Raw genomic sequence first — 1,263 nt, 5'->3', positions numbered from 1 at the left:
ACGTCATCGTTGATTAACGCTTCACCCGTTAGATAAATCGTTTGATCCTTTGGTAAAAGATCCGTCCGGATTTGTTTTGCCAGTTTGACGATCTCTTCTTGCGAACCGTCGACTGTGATCGGTACGAGGACCGTCTTTTTATCTTTTGAGACGAGCTGTCCTTCCGTCTCTTTGTTTTCAAACGGATCGAGCACATCCGTGACCGGACGATCGAGTGCTTCTAAATCCTGAACGATTTGCCCGATCGACTTTCGATCGGCATCGCTGACTTTGTCTTTGAGCGGAATGACAAGCGAGATCGTTTCTTCGCTTGCTCCCGCTTTTTCTAAAATATCAGCTGCTCGCTGTGAATCAGCATCATTTGCAAGCTGAATCGCCCCTGCGTCCTCTGCTTGTTTTGCCAAGTTTGGTGCCGTAAATAGTAAACCTACTGTGACGATGAGCAATAATGCAAGAATTGCCCAGCGCCATTTGACGATTTGTCGCATGTCTGATTCTCCTCTTCCCTCTGTCTGTTTTTAATCATTCAACTGCAAAATCTCTTTAATCTTTTTGAAGGTTTCAATGAACTGGATGATTTCTTCTTCTTCGACTTTTCCTTCAATCAAATTCTCCAGATACGTATAGATTTCTTGCTCCGCTTCAGTTGCCACTAACCGACCTGCTTCCGTCAAAGAGATGTACTTCGTTCGGTGATCATCTTCTCGACGTTCGACGATGACGAGACCTTTTTCCGTCAACTTTTTCAGCCGGTTCGAGATGGCACTTTTGTGAACACCCTGTACTGCCGCGAGACGTCCGGACGAAATCGGTCCATATTTTCCGACGAGCTTCAACACATGAAGTTGTTCCGGTGAGTACATTTGCCAAACGGGTGCTTCGACCGACTTCAACACGCGTTCTGTTCCGTGGATCATGACTTCTTCAAACAGGAGGACTGCTTCACGTAAATTGTCTTTCATTTTTAGTTTACCCCCTAAACTTATGAAGTTAGTTTAGCCCCTCAACTAGAAGTCTGTCAACTCTAAACTGTCACAACTTACCGATGCAGAACATGACCAATTTCTGTATGATAAAGGAAGAGAGGAGCATGCTTATGTTGACTTTATTTTGGATCGCATTAGTCATTTGTCTCGTCGGACTCATCTTTACGTTGCGGATTGCTAAGCAACCAGCAGAAGAGCAGTACGATCACAAGACTTCGGCAAAAAATATGTCTTGGATGTATTTCATTTTTCTCCCGATCATTCTGATTTTATTAGG

2 protein-coding genes are annotated in these 1,263 nt (G+C 44.2%); both read right to left on the bottom strand.

Annotated elements, in window-relative coordinates; translation table 11 throughout:
- A partial coding sequence (locus tag B3M90_RS06325; protein ID WP_290783045.1) for an MMPL family transporter occupies positions 1-488 on the bottom strand: 488 nt, incomplete at its 3' end.
- 30 nt (positions 489-518) lie between these two features.
- Positions 519-962, bottom strand: a complete 444-nt coding sequence (locus B3M90_RS06320; protein WP_023466958.1) for a MarR family winged helix-turn-helix transcriptional regulator — start codon at positions 960-962, stop codon at positions 519-521.
- Positions 963-1,263 lie beyond the last annotated feature (301 nt).

Origin of the sequence: Exiguobacterium sp. UBA6309 (genome assembly GCF_002439205.1) — a bacterium.
GTDB lineage: Bacteria > Bacillota > Bacilli > Exiguobacteriales > Exiguobacteriaceae > Exiguobacterium_A.
This window is presented reverse-complemented; position numbering and strand designations above follow the sequence as displayed.

Bases quoted from the DNA above. Each gene is read 5' to 3' on its own strand.
- B3M90_RS06320 (WP_023466958.1), bottom strand. From the start codon at position 962: ATGAAAGACAATTTACGTGAAGCAGTCCTCCTGTTTGAAGAAGTCATG.